Genomic DNA, 15,483 nt, shown 5'->3' with positions numbered 1-15,483 from the left:
CGATCTTTCAGTGGCCAGGGCCAGGGGCCGGTCGATCCCTATTGCCCCAGCAGCAGGGCGTCCCAAATGAGTTCGTAGGCGGTGCTACGTCCGGCGCCATAGGAACGCAAGCAGGTCCGCTCTACGAGCTCTGCCAGATCGCGGGAGGCGGTGACTGGGCTACAGCGGGTGAGGGCAGCGTATTTGCGGGTGGTCATGCCGCCCTGGAAGCCATCGGGGCCGGCGTCTAGAAGGCGGTTGAGGGCCTTACGCTGGCGTTCATTGATTGGGTCTTCGGCATGCCGGGCCCAGAAGATCCCTTTGGCCAGGGTGGCCTGGACCACACGTTCGGACTGAGCGCAGGCCTGGGCGGTCTGCTCGAGGAACCAGCGCAGCCAGGGGGTGACATTCAGGCCGTTCTTGAATGCCTGGGCTTGTTCCAGGGCGGCATAGTAGTCCGGCCGACCCTGGAGAATGCATCTGGACATTCGAGCCAGGGGCGCAGCTATGGGTTCCTGGGCCAGGGCGAGATCGGTGAGGGCCCGGGAAATGCGGCCATTGCCGTCATCGAAAGGATGGAGTGTGACAAACCAGAGGTGGGTCAGGCCGGCACGGACCAGGCCGTCCATCGCACCCTTGGAGTCATTGAACCAGGTGATGAAGCGGTCGAGTTCGGGTTCCAACCGCTCCCGGGGCATGGCCAAGAAGTGGACGATGGATTCCTCTTCGGAAATGTTGCTGCCGACATGAACGCTCCCGGGGCGGAGCACGCCTATGGCGAGGCCGGGCCGACTTTCCGGAAAGAGTGCGCGGTGCCAGCGGCATAGGCGGTCAACAGTGAGGGGGGCGTCCCGGTTGGTCATGGCATCCATGAGCACGGCGGCAATGCCTTCAGCGTTTCGGTCGATGGGGGCGGTCGGGTCCACGGGAAGGCCCAGGTGCCGGGCCACGGAAGCAGCCATGGAGGCGGGGTTGATGCCTTCCCCTTCGATGGCGCTGGAGCTCACCCCTTCTTGGGCCAGGACCTCGGCCAGAACGCGCATGGCGGATCGTGGGTCCAGAACCCTGCTTGCCATTTGAAGGCGCCCGAGTGCCTGGCGGGCGTTCCCCAAAGGTTCCACCAAGTGTTCCCAATCTTGGGTGAAACCTGGCCAGTCCGGGTGTTGCCAGATCCAGCGGTCTTGTACCCGTTCAGGGTCAAGGAGCAGGCTCCGCCCGAGGCGAAGGACCTCTGATGGAAGGAGCCCCGGAAGGCTTGGACTGCTGTCCGTCACACTGGAATCCGGCCCGCCATCCTTGGGGGGCCAAGTGCCAGGGCGCGGTTTGGGGGAGCGGGAGCGAGGCATGTCCATGGCTGGAATCATATCTCCAGGTGATATGATTATCGGAGGTATTCCCATCATCGCAATCCCATGGCCCAAAAATTGTGGCGATAGCGGTTGCAGGAGGATTCCAGGCCTCCAAGTATGTCCGGAACCTTCATGGGCTTAGGTCATGCGGTGGGGGGGGGCGGTAGCCCTGGGCGCGGTCAGTTCTACCTTTCTGGTTACACCGCATCCCGGGCACAGCCCTTTCAAACTGTTAGCAATTCCGGGGGCAGGTACCGGTCGGCCATGCGTGCATGACGGCCCCAGCCCCCCAGAATTGCGGGGTTGAACAAGCTCGTTCGCAGCGGAGCCGGCGCGCTCGTTATGCGGAATTCGGGGTGGGTCGGGCTCCCTTGGGCATGCGGAGGGCCCCGACGATGCCCTGCATGGTCCGCAAGGTTCTCTGGCGACAGCCTGGTCCCGGGCTGCCGACCCATTCGGGCCAGACCCTTCCCAATCCGGGCAGGGACGCCAGGCACGGGATGGTGGTGATGGGCGCAGTAGGGACGGCAGTCATGCTGGTGTCCCCTCGGGTGGCGCCCGCGGCCTGGGCAGGTGCTTGCGGGCCATCATCGAGCCACAGTCGGGGCACAGCATGTCCCGGCATTCGACGATGGCGATGAGCCGATCCTCCACGCCATCGTCGGGAGCGGGCTTTCGCCAGAGGTCCGGGATGGCCTGGTCGCCGAGGTGGGCCTTGGCCTTCTCCAGCAGCTTGGGCGAGGCGTATAGGCCGTAGTGCCTGACCTTGGTGAACTGCTCCGGAAGCACATGGAGCAGGAACCGGCGTAGGAAGGCCACCTCCGGCAGGGTGGCCGTGGCCTTGCCCTTGGTCCGGAAAGTCACCTGGCCATCGGCAACCTCGAGGAGTCTCGAATTGGAGATCCCCACCCGGTGAACGTAGCGGCCCAGGTAGGCGAGGGCGTGCCAGGCCTCCCGGTAGGGGCGCTTGGCATAGACCACCCACTTCCGCTTGGCGAGCCTTGCCATGAGCACATTGAAGGCCACCCCCGTCAGGCCCAGTTCGCCCCGCGGTCCGGTCGCATGGGGTCGGCCCTTCAAGGCATGAATCCCGACCTTCCCGCGTCGTAGACACACTTTTGTTGCTTCGTTAATTTTTCGCCCGCCACATGGAAGGGTGGATATTCTCCATGCGTGGCGATCGGCAGGAACATTGGGACGCCGGGAAGGGTCAGAAAGCAAAGACCATGGGAATCAGAGAGCGATCATGACAACCCGCCGCAAGCCGTCCGGCAGCCATGCCAGCCCAGGGGATCCATTTCTCCTTTACACCACCGAAGATGGCCATACCCGCCTGGAAGTCCACCTCAAGGACGCGCCCCAAGGGCCTCTCAAGGCCGCCTTGGGCTCCTCAAATCAGGCAAAGATGGCAGCGTCCAGCTTCATGGACTTCAGATGGGAGGTGATCTCCCGCCCCGCCGGCCTCGACCTGGCGGGGGAGGGGCTTGCCATCCACCGGTGCCTTGACGCCATCGAAGGGGGCCCAGCCTGCACCGGCGTCACGGCGGGCGTCCGGGACCGGCAGGGCGATCCCGGTCGTCACAGCCTCCTGGGACGCGTTCCGGAACGCGCACCTTCTGCCTGCTGATCTCAAAAAGGCAGTTCGGCCGGCTTGACATGAGTGAATGTTCGTTTATCTTAGAAGGAGGGGGTCAGCGCATGCGTCCGAGGGATCCAGCCAAAATCGAGAAGATCCGCCGGTGCGCCCTCGAGATGCTGGTGCTCGATGGGTTCGATGTCTTCTCGATGCAGAAGCTGGCCAAGGCCGCGGGGGTCTCCCCCGCCACGCTGTACATCTACTACGCGGACAAGGAGGACCTGATCTTCCAGCTCTGGAAGGAGCAGGTCACGGCCTGGAGCGACATGCAGCTCGGGGGCTTCGATCCCGAGGCGCCGTTCGAGGTCGAACTCCGCCGGCAGTGGATGCTCCGGGTCGCATACTTCCAGGCGCATCCGCTGGAATGGCAGTTCATCCAGCAGGTGATGCACTCCCCGCTGCACGAGAAGTACCAGGGCGCCATGCCCACCGCCGTGAGCGAGCAGGTGACGACCCGGGTCCTCCGGGCCATCCGCCAGGGCGAGCTCACGGACTTCGGCCTGGGCGCCGAAGCGATCCAGGAGCGCTTCCCGCGCGACCTCTACTGGTCGCTGGCCTATGGCCCGCTTTACGCCATGCTGCGCTGGGTTCCTGACCGGACCCGGCCCCTGGAGGCCTCCCCGGCCAGGGTCGACCTGGACCTGATCGGGAAGGCCTTCGCCTGCGTCATCAAGGGCCTGAAACCCTAGCAAGCCCCTCACACCTCCCCCGCCCTTGGCGGCCCCCTGGATCCGGGGCCGGCGGCCGGTGGTCCAGGGGTTCCCTTCCATCGCCAACCTCATCCCGAAGGACCTGCCATGAATCTGCCTGGCAACAGGAAACGTCTGCTTGGAATCTCCGGCGCCCTGGGCGCGCTGGCCCTGGGCGCGAGCGCCTACGGAACCTTCCACCTCCCGGATCTGCGGGTGACCGGCACGCTGGACGCGCACCAGGTGCTGGTGAGCCCCCAGGTTCCGGGCCGCGTCGAGCGGCTCCTGGTGGCGGAAGGCCAGGATGTCCGGGCGGGGGACCTGCTCGCCGTGCTGGAGGGGGGGGAACTCGCCGCGGCGCACGACGCCAGCCGGGCCCAGGCCGGAAGCCTGGAAAGCCAGGTGCTCGCCGCCCGGGCTTCGGCCCTGGGCACCCTGGGGGAGGTGGCCAGCGGGGTCGCCAGCGCCCAGGCGACCCTGGACATGGCCACGGCCTCCCTCGCGGAGGCCGCGGCGAACCGCACGCGCCAGGAAGGGCAGACGCAGCGGACGATCACGCTCACCCGCATGGGCGCCATGTCCCTCCAGGACCAGGAGACCGCCCAGCAGAATCTGGAGGCCCTGCGGGCCCGGGAACGCGCCGCGGAAAAGGCGGTCGAACAGGCCAAGGCCGGCCTCCGGACCGCCCAGGCGCGGGCGTACCAGGCTCGGGCCGCCCGCCAAACGGTGGCCTCCATGGAGCAGCAGCTCCGGTCCGCCCAGGCCCTCGCCGCCGAATCCGGAACCCGGCTGGGCTACACGAAGCTCGTCGCGCCGGTCACCGGGCGCGTCGCCACGGTCGTGGCCCGGGAGGGGGAGGGGGTGGCCTCCGGCGCCCCCGTGGTGGTGCTCACGGATCTCGCCGAGACCTGGGTCTGGGTCGGGCTTCCGGAGACCGAGGCCGACCGGGTGGCGGTCCACGATGTGCTGAAGGTCCGCATGCCCGGGGGGACCCAGGTCGAAGGCCGGGTGATCGCGAAGGCGGCGGAGGCGGATTTCGCGACCCAGCGGGATGTGGGCGCCGGGAAGCGGGACATCCGCTGCATCCGCCTGAAGCTGCGCGTCCCGAATCCGGGTGGACGCTTCGTGCCCGGGATGACGGCGGAGGTCACGATCCCCGCCGCCATGCGGAGGCCGTCATGAGCCGCGTCGAGGCCGGTTCCATCCAGGTCGAGCGGGTCGTGAAGCGGTTCGGGGATTTCGAGGCCGTCAGGGGCGTGAGCTTCGGGGTGGGCTCCGGGGAGGTGCTGGGGCTGCTCGGCCCCAACGGCGCCGGCAAGAGCACCCTGATCCGGATGATGACGGCCCTCCTTCCGATCACGGAAGGGGAGGTGGTGATCGGCGGATGCAGCGTCCGCACGGATCCGGACGGGGTCCGGCGGCGCATCGGGGTGCTGCCCCAGGCCATGACCAGCGACACGGATCTCACGGTGGAGGAGAACCTCTCCATCTACGCCAAGCTGTACGGGCTCGAGGCCCCCCGGCGGAGGCGGAGCATGGAGGAGCTGCTGGAGGCGGTGGACCTGGTGCACAAGCGCAAGGCCATGGTGAGGACCCTTTCGGGTGGCATGCGCCGACGCCTGGAGATCGCCCGGGGGCTCATCCACAGTCCCCGGGTGTTCTTCCTGGACGAGCCCACGACGGGGCTGGACCCCGTCTCCCGCGTGAGGGTGTGGGACCTCCTGAAGCGCCTGAACCGGGAGCACGGCATCACCATGCTCCTCAGCACGCACCACATGGACGAGGCGGACGCCCTCTGCGGCCGCATCGCCATCGTGGACCAGGGAACCCTGGTGGCGCTGGACACGTCCGAGAACCTGAAGCGGTCGGTTCCCGGGGGGAGGGTGGGGGAGGAGGTCTCCCCCGGCAGGAAACCGACGACGCTGGACGACGTGTTCGTGCACTTCACCGGCCACGTCATCTCCGGGAAGGACCCGGGCGGGTCCGGTGCAGGCCCGGAGGAGGAGGCATGATGGGGCTGCTCGCCATCGCGGAGCGCGAGCTCCGCAAGTTCTTCCATGCCCCGCTGCTCCTGTTCGTGGCGCTGCTGGGGCCGCTCGTCCAGCTCCTGCTCATGGGCCACGCCTTCGGCGGGAGGATCGTGCATTGCCCCGTCGGCCTGGTCGACCTGGACCACGGGAGCCAGGCCGTGCGGCTCCGGACCGCCCTGCAGTCGGTGGCGACGAACGGGGGCGCCCTCCGGCTCGTGGAGGTGGGGGACGAAACCTCGGCCCGGCGGGCAGTGGCCTCGGGCAGGCTGAAGGCGGCCGTCATCATCCCGGCCCGGTTCACCGCGCGCAGCCTGAAGGGGGGAGGCCCGGTCCTCGGGCTCGTGGTCGACAACACCGACGCCTTCGTGAGCGGCGCCCTGGGCCAGACGATGCAGGACGTGGTCGCGGCCCTGAACGCACCGGCCTTCCCGCCCCGGCTGGGGTCCCAGGTCACCCTCGAAAGCGTGGAGGTCTTTCCCTATGTCCGCTACATCCAGTTCCTGCTCCCCGGCATCCTCGCGCTGGCCATCTTCCTGTCCGTCATGTTCGGGGGCGGCATGCTCTACAACGAGGACCGCATCCGGGGCGTGCACGAGGGTTTCCTCGTCACGCCCATCCGGAGCCTCGACCTGGTCGGGGGGATGGTGCTGGCCGGCACCGTCAAGGCGACCATCTGCGGCCTGCTCGTCGCCCTCCTGGGTTCGGCCATGGCGGGCCTGCCGATCCTCCAGCATCCCGTCGCATGCGCGTGGCTGGCCGTCCTGGTCGTGACCGCGGGCTTCGCCTTCAATGCCCTCATGTTCCTGCTGATGGGCCGCATCCATGACCCCATGACGCCCAAGGTCCTGGCGGGGCTGCTCAACACCCTCCTCTTCTTCCCCAGCGGGGCGATCTACCCCCTGGAAGCCTTTCCGGGCTGGCTTCGGGCCATGGCGGCCGTCAACCCCATGACCTACGCCGTCCACGGCTTCCGGGCCCTCCTGCTGCGCCACGTCGGGGCGGCGGAGGTCGGGGGGGATATCCTGGTCCTGGCCCTGATCGGAACGGTCGCCCTGGCCGTCACGGCGCGCACGTTCCGCCGGACCCTGTAGGCGCCGGGGTGCCGGGGCGGACGGGGTCCAGCAGGTCCTCCAGGAAGAAGGCGGCGAGTTCGGCGCGACCCACCAGGCCGGCCTTCCGGTAGATGCCCTGGGCCTGCTGGCGGACGGTGGCCTCCCGGGTGCGGCGGAGGTCGCCGATCTCCCGGGTGGACAGGCCCTTGAGGAGGAGGAGGGCCACCTCGCGCTCGGCGGGGCTCAGGTCCCAGCGATCGAACTGGTGGTCGATGGCCTGGGACAGGCCCTGGACGAGGGCGCCGGCCTCCTGTTTCCAGCGGAGGGCCTCCGCCTGGCTGGTCTTCAGCCGGGCGGCGAGGCGCCGGACCTGCTCCCGCCGGGTCCGGAGGGTCAGGAGGGCCCAGGCGGCCGCGCCCAGGGCGGCCAGGGCGGCCAGGGCCTCCACCACCCGGTGCAGGAGCCCGGTGGCGTGCTGGGCCTGGTCGGTCAGGAGATCGGCCAGCAGCAGGGCCGCGAGCCCGGCCAGGACGGCCCCGAGACCCACCTGGGGGCGCCATCCGGCAGGGGTGCGATCGTCCATGTCAACTCACCTGTCATCAAGATTAAAGGCAGGATACTACGTTTGTCGGATGGCCGCGCGCGGGGCCGGGCCCCAGGCTGGGCGGTGAAGGAGGCCCCCATGCCGCACCCCACCCCCGACGCCGCCCCCCTGGAACGCCAGCTGGTCTGGGACTGGCCGACCCGGATCCTGCACCTGGCCCTGGCCGGGCTCTTCACGGTGGCGTTCGCCTGGGCCCTCCTGGCCCCCGAGCACAGCCCGGCCTTCGTGGTCCACTCGGCCCTGGGCCTGGTGCTGGGCGCGGCGGTCCTGCTCCGCCTGGGGTGGGGCCTGGTGGGGTCGCGGCCCTCCCGGTTCAGCGCCTTCCTGCACAGCCCCGCGGCCCTGGTCCGCTATGTGCGGGACGCGGCCCGGGGGGTGGACCGGCCCACCGCGGGGCACAATCCGGGGGCGGGCTACGCGGCCTGGGCCATGTTCCTCCTCCCCCTCGGCCTGGTGGGCACGGGCCTGGCCATGGGGCGGGGCCTGCACGCGGCGGAGGAGGTGCACGGCGCCCTGGCCTACGCCCTCCTCGGGGTGGTGGGCCTCCACCTCCTGGGGCTGGCCTGGCACACCCGCCGGCACCGGGAGGCGATCGCCCTCAGCATGGTGCATGGGCGGCGCCGCATCCCGGCGGGGACCGGCATCGCCGGCGCCCGGCCCGTCGCGGGGATCCTGGTGGCGCTGGGCCTCGGCGCCGTCGCGTTCCTGGTGGCGCGGGGCCTGGACCCGGCCCGGGGCACCCTCACCCTCCCGGGCGGGGCGGGGACCTGGGTCCTGAAGGCCGACAAGGGGGGGGATGGGGCGCCCGCCGCCCCCGGCCACGGGGACGGCGACGACGACTGAGGTCCCGCCTCCGGTCAGGGCAGGTCCTGCACGGCGAGGTCCGGCAGGGTGAAGTGGAAGGTGGCGCCCTGGCCGGGACGGCTCTCCAGGCCCAGGGTGCCGCCGTGGCGCTCCACGATCTGCTTGCAGATGGCGAGGCCGATGCCGTTGCCGGGGTAGGCCTCGCGCCGGTGCAGGCGCTTGAACACCTCGAAGACCCGCTCCTGGCAGTCGGCGTCGATGCCGATGCCCTGGTCCCGAACCTCGACGCGCCATCCGGCGCCCTCGCGCCGGGCGCCGATGTGGACCACGGGCGGAGCGTCGCCGCAGAACTTGAGCGCATTGCCGACCAGGTTCTGGAAGAGCTGGACCATCTCGGCGGCGTCCACGGCCACAGCCGGGAGCGTGTCCCGGGTGAGGCGGGCGCCGCTGGCCTCGAGGCTGCCCCGCAGGTTCACCAGGGCCTGGTCCAGGGGCTGGTCCAGGGAGGTCACCGCGCGCTGCCGGGGCTTGGCGCCCACCTGGGCGTAGGCGAGCAGGTCCCGGATCAGGCCCTGGATCTGCCGGGCCGCCTGGGTCGACACCTCGATGTACTGGTCCGCCCGCGCGTCGAGGCGGCCCGCATAGCGGTCCTGGAGCAGGCCCAGGTAGGCCGTGATCATCCGCACCGGCTCCTGCAGGTCGTGGCTGACCACATAGGCGTACTGGGCCAGCTGGTGATTGGAGCGGGTCAGCTCGGCCACGGAGCGACGCAGTTCGGCCTCGATGCGCTTCAGGCCGGTGAGGTCCCGGATCATCGCCATGCTGCCGACGCGCTGCCCCGCGGCGTTGCGCACGACGATGCTGGTGCACTGGGCCCAGAAGCGCCGCCCGCTGCGGGTATGGTGGATCACCTCCCCCACCCACCGGCCCTCCCGGGCCATGCCGTCCAGGAAGGCCTGGTGGTCCCCGGGCTGCACCCATTCATATTTAATTAATTCCATCAGCGGCTGGCCCATGGCCTCGGCGGCGGTCCAGCCGTAGTTCCTTTCCGCCGTGTGGTTCCAGTAGACGATGCGGTTCTGCAGGTCGACCGCGGCCACGGCGTCGCTGATCTCCGCCAGGGCGCGGAGTTCGTGCCAGGAGGGTCCGGCGCGCCGCCTCCAGCCCTTGCGGAAGGGCCGGCGCGGCGGCATGGGGGCGGATCCGGACAAGGCGACCTCGGTGGAGATAATCTACGACAAGGAAACGAATAATTCATCGGCAAAGTCCAGCCGCGCTCAGGGACGGCCCGTGCGGAGGAGGGCGACGAGGTCGGTCTCCACGGCCCGGGGGAAGGCGAGGGCCTGGAGCTTGCGCACGGTGGTCTCCACGGGGTACGCGTAGGTGCGCAGCGTGAGGCGGCCGTCCTCCCAGAGGAGGTACGAGGCCCGGGGGTCGCCGTTGCGGGGCTGGCCCAGGCTGCCGGGGTTTGCCACGACGGCCCTGCCCACGGGCTGGATGAACGGAACGTGGGAATGGCCGACGAGGAGGACATCGGCCCCGGTTCCGCGGAGCTCCGCCTCCCAGCCCGGAGCACCGGGGGCGTGGTGGCCGTAGAGGGGGTCCGAGGGGGTGGCGTGGACGAGGTGGAAGGTGGCGCCGCCCCGCGTCACCCGGGCCTGGAGGGGCAGCCCCCCCAGGTAGGCGAGGTCCTCGGGGGGGAGCACCGACGCCGTGAAGCGCCGGGTGGCCTCCGCCGTCTCCCGCCACCGGGGCTTCCAGGCCGCGTCCCCGGGCGTGGCCACCGCCGCGTCGTGGTTCCCCCGGACGATCACCGAGGCCCGGGCCCGGAGGCCGGCGACCACCGCGCCCGGTTCGGGCCCGTAGTTCACGAGGTCGCCCAGGACCCAGACGTCGTCGGCGTCCTCGGGCAGGGCGCGGAGGGCGTCGGCATTCCCATGGAGGTCCGCGAGGATGGCGATCTTCATGGGACCAGGGTACCTGGGCGGTATTCCCCATGGGGGGAACCCAAATAAGGAGTGAGTGGTTCATAGCATCGCGTTATGATGTAACCCCATCCGGACACCGCCATGCGACACCCCCTCCCCCGGCCCCACCTTGTGGTCTTCCTGGCCTCCTTCTCCCTGCTCTCCCTGGAGTTGGCCTGGACACGCATCTTTTCGGCCGAGTTCTTCTACATGTTCGCCTTCCTGATCCTGTCCCTGGCGGTCCTGGGCCTGGGCCTGGGGGGCCTGCTCCTGCGCCTCGTGCCCCGGCTCCAGGCGCCGGAGCGGCTGGGCCTTTATCTGGTGATAACCGCCGGCCTCACCCTGGTGTGCCCGCCCCTGATCCTCCACCTGGGCCTGGATTTCACGAAGGCGCTGGCCACGTGGGCCATGTTCGGGCGCCTGGTGCTGGCCGTCCTCCTCCTGCAGGCCGCCTACGCCTCCGGCGGCCTGGCCCTGGCCCTGCTCTTCCGCACCCACGCCGGGGACATGCCCCGCCTTTACCGGGCGGACTTGCTGGGGGCCGCCCTGGGGGTGACGGGGGCGCTCCTGCTCATGAACGGGGTGGGCACGCCGGCGACGACCCTCCTCCTGGCCCAGCCCCTGGCCTGGGCGGCCTTCCTCGTGGGAGGCCGCGCGGTAAAGGGGGCGGCGGCGCTGACGGCTGTCGCCGGCCTGGCCCTCCTGCCCTTCGCGCCCCGCCTCATCGCCAAGCCGCGCAAGGAACGGGCGCCGGTGATCCTCCGCCACTGGGACGCCATGGCCCTCCTCAAGGTGCTCCAGGGGGACGGGTACCGGGCCATCAACATCGACAACACGGCCAACACCCCCATCAACGCCTTCGACGGGGACGTGGAGGGCCTCCGGCGCAGGCAGGAGCCCTTCATGGTCGATCCTTCCCCGCTGATGGCCCGCATGGACGGGGCCCGCACCTTCCTCTCCATCGGCGCGGGCGGGGGCGGGGACGTCCTCATGGCCCTCCAGGCCGGGGCGACGGAGATCCACGCGGTGGAGGTGAATCCCGCCATCAACCGCCTCCTGGCCCGGGGCGGCCCGTACGCGGAGTACTCGGGCCGCATCTACGAGCGCCCCGGGGTGAGGGTGGTGACCGAGGACGCGCGGGCCTACACGCGGCGCTTCGCGGACCGGTTCGACGTCATCTACTCGCTCAGCTCCAACACGTTCGCGGCCCTCGCCAGCGGCGCCTTCGCCCTGGCCGAGAACTACATCTTCACCACGGAGGCCTTCAGCGACTACTACCGCGCCTTGAGCCCCCGGGGCTACCTGGTCATGGAGCACCAGTTCTACATGCCCCGCATCCTGGGCGAGGCCCTGGACGGCCTGGCCCGGGCCGGCGTCGCGGACCCGGCGCGCCACATCGCCGTCTATGCCCTGCCCGGCCTGCGCCGGCAGGTCATCCTGGTGGGCAAGGCCCCCCTGGACCCGGACACGGTCCGGCACGCCTTCCGGGCCCTGGAGCCCGGGAACGGGCCCGCGATGCAGCGCCTGTACCCCGACCCCGAGCCGGGCGCGAGCCGCCTCATGGCCGACATCGTGGCCCTCGGCTGGCGCAAGGCGGCCCCCGGCGCGGCCACGGACATCTCGCCCTGCACCGACGACCGGCCCTTCATCGCCCAGCAGGGGCTCATGCGGAACCTCAAGCCCAGGTCCCTGGGCGCCATCGAGCCCATGGAGGTCCGGGGCTATCCCCTCTCGAAGCTGATCATCCTGGCCGTGATCGCGGTGGCCCTGGTCATCGTGGTCCCCCTGAACCTGCTGCCCTGCCGCAGCGGGACCGGAGGCGGGCTGGGCGCGGGGGGCTGGCTCTACTTCTTCGCCATCGGCGCCGGCTTCATGGTCGTGGAGGTGGTGCTCATCCAGAAGTACACCCTCTTCATCGGGCCGGGGGCCTACACGCTGGCGGTCATCCTCTTCACGCTGCTCCTCGGCTCCGGCATCGGCAGCCGCCACGCGGAGGCCTTCAGGGACAGCACGCCCTTCCTGGCCATCCTGGCCTGGATCGCCCTGGACCTGGTCCTCTTCGGGCGGATCACGCGCGCGGCGGCGGTGCTGCCGATGCTGCCCCGGGCCCTCCTCACCGTCGCCCTGGTGGCGCCGCTGGGGTTCTTCATGGGCATGCCCTTCCCCAAGGGGGCCCTGCGGGTGCGCTCGGCCATCGACTGGGGCTTCGCGGTGAACGGGGCGGCCTCCGTGCTGGCCAGCGCGGGCATCATGCTGGTGAGCTTCGCCTGGGGCTTCCGCGCCGCCCTCGCCGCGGGCGCCCTCGCCTATCTGGTCGCCATGCTGCTGCTGACCCGGACCCGCGTCGGGACCGCCGCCCCCCAGGAGCCTTGATTTCCGTCACCGATGGGAGGCCGCCGCGGCCGCCCACGGCCTGGGCGGGCCAGGGGGTCCCCGGTCCCGCCCGGACGCGCCACAATGGAGGGGGCCCCCCGCCCCGCAGGAGATGCCGTGATGACCGCCGCCCCCGCCTGGATTCCCCTGGATCGCCGGGATCCGCGTTCCGCGCACTGCCTGGGCCTCCAGCAGGCCCTGGAGACCGAGCTCCTGCTGTTCCGCCACGCCCTGCCCTACGACGACAAGCGCGCCTTCTTCCGCACCGAGGCCGAGGCCCAGGCGGTGGTGGACCGGGCGGTGAAGGGACTCCCCGCCGGCCTGCGGGCCCGGGTCGCCAGCCTCAGCGCCTCCCGCGCCGACCTGGAGGCGGCCGGAACGGAGCGCACCTGCCTCTACGCGCGGGTGTGGAGCCTCCTCGTCGAGTTCGAGCAGGCCGCCGGCGCCTGAGCGGCCTCAGATGCCCAGGCGCTCCTTCAGGCCCGCCAGGTAGCGGCGGCTGACGGGGACCTGCCGCCCGGAGCGGGTGCTCAGGACCACCGTGGCCGGGTCGGGCCGGCCCACCAGGTCCACGTGGTCCAGGTTCACGAGGAACTGCTTGTGGCACCGGGTCAGGCGCGGCACCCGGGCCTCCAGCGTCGCCAGGGTCAGCTCGGTGAGGAACTGGCCCTGCGCGGTGACCAGGTGGACGCCGGTGTCGCCGGACTGGACGCACTCCACGTCGCAGGCCTGGACGAGGCGGATGCCCTGGGAGCACACGCAGGGGATGCGGTCGATGGCCGGGCTCTGGTAGGCGGGCCGGGTCCCTTCCCCCAGGTAGCGGCGGACCTTGTCCAGCATCCGGGCCAGGCGCTCGGGGGCGACGGGCTTGAGGAGGTAGTCCACCGCGTTCTCCTCGAAGGCCTTGAGGGCGTACTCGTCGTGGGCGGTGACGAAGACGACGCAAGGCATCAGCTCGGGCTCGATCATCGCCACCAGCTGGAACCCGTCCACCTTGGGCATGTGGATGTCCACCAGGAGCAGGTCGGGCCGCGCGGCCCGGACCGTCCGCAGGGCCTGGATGGCGTTCCCGCAGGCGCCCACCACGGCCACGTCGGCGTGGTCGGCCAGCAGCGCCTCCAGCTCGTCCCGGGCGTTCTGCTCGTTGTCGACGACGACGGCGCGGATCATGCTGGCCCCCCTTCGAGGACGATGGACACGCGGGTGAGGCGGCCGGGCTCGCAGTGGACCTGGAGGCCGGCGCAGCCCCGGAGGAGGTTGCGGATGCGCCGGTCCACGAGAGCCATGCCCAGCCCTCCCGGATTGCGGGCGGCGGGATCGTAGGCGCCGGCGTCGTCCTCCACCTCGATGCGGACGCGGCCGTCCTCCCTGCGGGCCCGGATGCGCACGCGCCCCCCCTCGAGCTGCTCGGCGATGCCGTGGTTGATGGCGTTCTCCACCAGGGGCTGGAGGGTGAAGGTGGGCAGGCGCAGGCCGAGGAGGTCCGGATCGACCTCGACGGCCACCTGGAGCTGGTCCTCGAACCGGGCCTTCTCGATCTCCAGGTAGGCGCCCACGTGGTCCAGCTCCTCCTGCAGGGTGCAGGTCTCGGGCAGGTGCCGCAGGTTCCGGCGGAAGTAGTCCGCCAGGTGGTCCAGGAGGGCCCGGGCCCGCTGGGGGTCCTTGCGGACGATGGCCTGGATGGCGGCGAGGGAGTTGAAGAGGAAGTGGGGGTTCACCTGGGCGTGGGCCAGCTGCAGCTCCGCGCGCACGCGCAGCTCCTGCTGTTCCTGGAAGTGGGCCCGCGCCAGCTGGCTGGCCAGGAGGTTGGCCAGGCCCTCGCCCAGGGTCCGGTTGATGCTCAGGAAGCGCTTCTGGCGTTTCTCGTAGAGCTTGAGGGTGCCGATCACCTCCCGGCCCACGAGCAGCGGCACCACGAGCACGGAGCCCAGGGGGCACCCGTCCTGGATGCTGCATCGGTAGGGATCCCGGATCCCGTCCAGGAAGACGACCTCGCCGCCGCCGATGGCGCGCCAGGTGCTTTCGGAGGTGATGGGGGTGCCCGGCTTGTGGTGGTCCGAGCCCACGCCGGTGAAGGCCAGCACCCGCTCCCGGTCCGTGATGGCCACGGCGCCGACGCCGGTCTCCTCCTGGATGATGACCGCCAGGCGCGGCGCCACCTCGGCGTTGAAGCCCTGGGCGAGCAGGTCCAGGGTCCGGTCCGCGATGCGCAGGGTCCGCGCCGTGGAGGCGTTGCCGGCCAGGTCCCAGACGTCCCGGCGGTCCCGCAGGATGCTCATGAACAGCGCCGCGCCGCAGGAGTTCGCCAGGACCATGGGCAGGGCGATGACCTCGACGAGGGCCAGGGCCTCCGACCAGGGATGGGCCAGGAGCAGGATGATGACCATCTGCAGACTCTCGGCCACCAGCATGGTGAGGCCGGCCGTGGCCGGGTCCAGGGCCCGGTCCGCGGCGCCGGAGCGGCGGCAGTACAGGGAGACGAGGCCGCCCACGAGGCCCTCCACCGTGGTGGAGACGCCGCAGGCCACGGCGGTGAACCCGCCCAGGTGCCATCGGTGGAGGCCGCTGAGGAGCCCCACGCCCGCGCCGATGGCCGGGCCCCCGATGAGCCCCGCCAGCACGGGCCCGATGGCGCGGGCGTTGGCGAGGGCGCCGTGCACGGGCACGCCGAGGTAGGTGCCGATGATGGAGATGCCGGTGAAGAAGCCGAAGAGCACCATCTTCTGGCTGGGGCCCAGCGGCTCCGAGCGGCGGAGGCGGTAGGCGGGGCTCTTGGCGTAGACGTAGCCCACCAGCAGGAAGAAGCCCACCACCTGGACGAGGGGGAAGAGGAGCTTGAACAAGGGGATCTCCGGAAGCGGCGGGACCCGGAAGGGGTACGCCGGTCAGGGGGGATTTCCGACCGGTCACCGACCCGGTTGGGCCGGTTGGGCACTTTGAAAATCATACAAATGTCGCGTCCCTATGATGGACCCATAGCCCATCAATTCGGGGCGCCGG

Annotated in this window: 14 protein-coding genes and 1 pseudogene; 8 read left to right on the top strand and 7 right to left on the bottom strand. The window is 70.6% G+C overall.

Annotated elements, in window-relative coordinates; all coding sequences use genetic code 11:
• Positions 1–38: 38 nt before the first annotated feature.
• Together R2J75_RS02830 and R2J75_RS02825 are read right to left on the bottom strand one after the other, a co-directional pair.
• Positions 39–1,325: a Fic family protein gene (locus R2J75_RS02830; RefSeq protein ID WP_316411598.1), complete on the bottom strand. Its 1,287-nt coding sequence runs from the start codon at positions 1,323–1,325 to the stop codon at positions 39–41.
• Between the two features lie 534 nt (positions 1,326–1,859).
• Positions 1,860–2,378 (bottom strand): annotated as a pseudogene (locus R2J75_RS02825) (transposase); the annotation flags it as partial.
• Between the two features lie 355 nt (positions 2,379–2,733).
• On the opposite strand from R2J75_RS02825, the gene R2J75_RS02820 reads away from it, so the two are divergent.
• The 5 genes from R2J75_RS02820 (at position 2,734) to R2J75_RS02800 (ending at position 6,774) form a co-directional block, all read left to right on the top strand.
• Positions 2,734–2,955 (top strand): hypothetical protein, encoded by a 222-nt coding sequence (locus R2J75_RS02820; protein ID WP_316411034.1) that lies wholly within the window; start codon positions 2,734–2,736, stop codon positions 2,953–2,955.
• A 71-nt stretch (positions 2,956–3,026) separates the two neighbouring features.
• Positions 3,027–3,653, top strand: a complete 627-nt coding sequence (locus R2J75_RS02815; protein WP_316411033.1) for a TetR/AcrR family transcriptional regulator — start codon at positions 3,027–3,029, stop codon at positions 3,651–3,653.
• Between the two features lie 108 nt (positions 3,654–3,761).
• A complete protein-coding gene (locus R2J75_RS02810; RefSeq protein ID WP_316411032.1) occupies positions 3,762–4,835 on the top strand; it encodes an HlyD family secretion protein in 1,074 nt (357 codons plus the stop codon).
• The gene (locus tag R2J75_RS02805; protein WP_243345586.1) at positions 4,832–5,665 is read left to right on the top strand and encodes an ABC transporter ATP-binding protein; all 834 of its coding nucleotides are present in this window, start codon (positions 4,832–4,834) and stop codon (positions 5,663–5,665) included. The genes R2J75_RS02810 and R2J75_RS02805 overlap by 4 nt, the downstream gene beginning before the upstream one ends.
• Entirely contained in the window at positions 5,662–6,774 is a 1,113-nt protein-coding gene (locus R2J75_RS02800; RefSeq protein WP_243334629.1) for an ABC transporter permease, read from the top strand. The genes R2J75_RS02805 and R2J75_RS02800 overlap by 4 nt, the downstream gene beginning before the upstream one ends.
• On the opposite strand, the gene R2J75_RS02795 is transcribed toward R2J75_RS02800, so the two are convergent.
• Positions 6,743–7,318 (bottom strand): helix-turn-helix transcriptional regulator, encoded by a 576-nt coding sequence (locus R2J75_RS02795; protein ID WP_243334628.1) that lies wholly within the window; start codon positions 7,316–7,318, stop codon positions 6,743–6,745. The two genes, R2J75_RS02800 and R2J75_RS02795, sit on opposite strands and share 32 nt — an antisense overlap.
• A 99-nt stretch (positions 7,319–7,417) precedes the next feature.
• Here R2J75_RS02795 and R2J75_RS02790 point away from each other — a divergent pair, with 99 nt between their 5' ends.
• A complete protein-coding gene (locus R2J75_RS02790) occupies positions 7,418–8,182 on the top strand; it encodes a cytochrome b/b6 domain-containing protein (protein WP_316411031.1) in 765 nt (254 codons plus the stop codon).
• 14 nt (positions 8,183–8,196) lie between these two features.
• On the opposite strand, the gene R2J75_RS02785 is transcribed toward R2J75_RS02790, so the two are convergent.
• A complete protein-coding gene (locus tag R2J75_RS02785; RefSeq protein WP_243334626.1) occupies positions 8,197–9,354 on the bottom strand; it encodes a sensor histidine kinase in 1,158 nt (385 codons plus the stop codon).
• A gap of 66 nt (positions 9,355–9,420) precedes the next feature.
• The gene (locus tag R2J75_RS02780) at positions 9,421–10,110 is read right to left on the bottom strand and encodes a metallophosphoesterase family protein (protein WP_243334624.1); all 690 of its coding nucleotides are present in this window, start codon (positions 10,108–10,110) and stop codon (positions 9,421–9,423) included.
• A gap of 102 nt (positions 10,111–10,212) precedes the next feature.
• Here R2J75_RS02780 and R2J75_RS02775 point away from each other — a divergent pair, with 102 nt between their 5' ends.
• Positions 10,213–12,483 carry a spermidine synthase family protein gene (locus tag R2J75_RS02775; protein ID WP_316411030.1) on the top strand — a complete coding sequence of 757 codons (2,271 nt, stop codon included), beginning with the start codon at positions 10,213–10,215 and terminating at the stop codon, positions 12,481–12,483.
• 120 nt (positions 12,484–12,603) lie between these two features.
• Positions 12,604–12,933, top strand: a complete 330-nt coding sequence (locus tag R2J75_RS02770) for a hypothetical protein (RefSeq protein WP_243334621.1) — start codon at positions 12,604–12,606, stop codon at positions 12,931–12,933.
• Positions 12,934–12,939: 6 nt separating this feature from the next.
• On the opposite strand, the gene btsR is transcribed toward R2J75_RS02770, so the two are convergent.
• Positions 12,940–13,653, bottom strand: coding sequence for a two-component system response regulator BtsR (gene btsR, locus R2J75_RS02765; protein ID WP_243334619.1), 714 nt, complete (start codon positions 13,651–13,653; stop codon positions 12,940–12,942).
• Positions 13,650–15,326 (bottom strand): sensor histidine kinase, encoded by a 1,677-nt coding sequence (locus R2J75_RS02760; RefSeq protein WP_243334617.1) that lies wholly within the window; start codon positions 15,324–15,326, stop codon positions 13,650–13,652. Before R2J75_RS02760 ends, btsR begins: the two co-directional genes overlap by 4 nt.
• Between the last annotated feature and the right edge of the window lie 157 nt (positions 15,327–15,483).

Origin of the sequence: Mesoterricola sediminis (assembly GCF_030295425.1) — a bacterium.
GTDB classification, from domain to species: Bacteria; Acidobacteriota; Holophagae; order Holophagales; family Holophagaceae; genus Mesoterricola; species Mesoterricola sediminis.
This window is presented reverse-complemented; position numbering and strand designations above follow the sequence as displayed.